Origin of the sequence: Deinococcus pimensis DSM 21231 (genome assembly GCF_000519345.1) — a bacterium.
In the GTDB taxonomy this organism is placed as follows: Bacteria; Deinococcota; Deinococci; order Deinococcales; family Deinococcaceae; genus Deinococcus_A; species Deinococcus_A pimensis.
In genome coordinates this window covers 46,721-48,429 of the sequence record NZ_KI912643.1, presented here as the reverse complement: position 1 = coordinate 48,429, position 1,709 = coordinate 46,721, and the positions used below count along the sequence as shown (strand labels likewise).

Sequence of the window (1,709 nt, the reverse complement as noted above, 5' to 3'; positions counted from 1 at the left end):
GCGCGCGGGCGGGCGCGAGGTCCGCCTCGCCGGGTTCGGCGCCGAACTTGATCTGCCGGGCGGCGGCGGGCGCGAGGTCCACCATGACGGTCTCCTCCAGCAGGGCGCGGCTGAGGCGCAGCGCTTCCTCCTTCAGGGGGACCGTGAAGTCCAGCACGACCTCGGGGACGAGCCGGGCCTGACGGACGCGGAGGGTCGGGCGGCGGAACTTTCCGGCGACGACGGCGGCGGCGGCGAGCCCGTAGGCGAGGGCCTCGGGGTCGGCGCGGCGCGCGATGTCGACGTTCTGGACGTGGGTGAGGTCGGTCATGGTGGGGGTGGGCGCCGGGCAATCCCGAGTGCTTCACTCTACTTTGACGTGTGATGAAGGGAACGTCAAGTCTCTGTATCGGAGAGACGCGTGGGCGCCCCAGGCATGAGGACCGGGCCGCCCCGGTCCGTACGCCGCCAAAGGTTGTGGAGACACGCCACCGCCCCAGGCATGAGGACCGGGCCGCCCCGGTCCGTACGCCGCCAAACCGCCCGAATTATTTTCAGAGGCGGCCCATCAGGAAGTCCAGCGTGCCGCCGTAGAGCGCCTCGCGCGCCGCGATCTTCTCGAAGGCGTGGCCCACCCTCGGCACCGTGGAGAAGGGCGCGTTCGCGGCGAAGGCGTACTGCTCGGCGCTCGCGCGCGGCACCGTGTCGTCCTTCTCGCCGTGGAAGACGTGCGTGTCGCGCCCCGCGCGCCGCAGCGCTTCGAGCGGATCGAGCCTGGAGAGCTCCGCGAGGAAGGCGCGGCTCACGCCGAGCCCCTTGACCTCCACGAGCGTCGGCGGGAGGATCCCGAAGGGCAGGTGGCGCAGCATGTCCTGCGGCAGCATCGGCGACCACAGCGCGAGGCGGTGAGGACGGGCGTGCTGCGCCGCGAGCGCCGCGACCATCCCGCCGAGCGAGAGGCCCAGCAGGGACACCCGCTCCCCGTCCACGCCGGGCAGACCGCGCGCGAACTCGACGGCGGCGAAGGCGTCCTCTACCTCGCGCGAGACGGTCACGTCGGCGTGGTCGCCGTCACTGTCGCCGCTCCCGCGGAAGTCGAAACGCAGGCTCGCGAGGCCGCGCGCCTCGAACGCGCGGCTCGCGAGGGTGAACAGGCGGCCCTCCTCGCTGCGGTCCCCGGTGAAGCCGTGCAGCATCACCACGAGCGGGTGACCGTGCTCGGGCGCGGGCGTGTCGGGCAGGTGCGTGACGCCCACGAGGCGCTCTCGTCCGACGCGGAAGGTCGCGAAGGTCTCCATGCGCGCCAGTCTAGACGTCCCTGCCCGAAGGTCACCGGGTGCGGGGACGCTCCTTAACGCTCGCTCAGCAGGAAGGCCGAGGCCGCCTCGTGGAACGCGGAGGTCCACGCGAGCGAGTCGAAGGTGTGCCCCGCGCCGGGAATCACGTCGAGGTCCGCGCCCGTCTCGGCGGCGTAACGGCGGCCCACCCCGAGGGGCACGCTCGCGTCGAGCTCCCCGTGGATCACGTGGACGCGGCCCCCGTACCCCTTGACGGTCACGAGCGGGTCGAGGTCACGCAGTTCCTCCAGGAAGGGGCGCCCGAGCGGCCAGCCGCCCACGTCGATGACGTCGGGCAGGACGCGCGGGTCAGGGTACTGCGAGAGCCACAGGTCCGGCAGGGCGGGCGCGCACAGCAGCAGCCGTTCGGGCCGCGCCTCGGGCGCGGCGAGC

The 1,709-nt window shown here is 73.1% G+C and carries 3 protein-coding genes; all 3 read right to left on the bottom strand.

Going from position 1 to position 1,709, the window contains the following annotated elements; translation table 11 throughout:
• On the bottom strand, nucleotides 1-310 hold a 310-nt coding region (locus DEIPI_RS39640; RefSeq protein ID WP_045234192.1), incomplete at its 3' end, for a hypothetical protein.
• A 223-nt stretch (nucleotides 311-533) separates the two neighbouring features.
• Nucleotides 534-1,277 carry an alpha/beta hydrolase gene (locus DEIPI_RS0111925; protein WP_045234191.1) on the bottom strand — a complete coding sequence of 248 codons (744 nt, stop codon included), beginning with the start codon at nucleotides 1,275-1,277 and terminating at the stop codon, nucleotides 534-536.
• A gap of 53 nt (nucleotides 1,278-1,330) precedes the next feature.
• Nucleotides 1,331-1,709: alpha/beta fold hydrolase (locus DEIPI_RS30650; protein ID WP_045234190.1), on the bottom strand; the 379-nt coding region annotated here is incomplete at its 5' end.

Bases quoted from the DNA above. Each gene is read 5' to 3' on its own strand.
- DEIPI_RS0111925 (WP_045234191.1), bottom strand. From the start codon at position 1,277: ATGGAGACCTTCGCGACCTTCCGCGTCGGACGAGAGCGCCTCGTGGGC.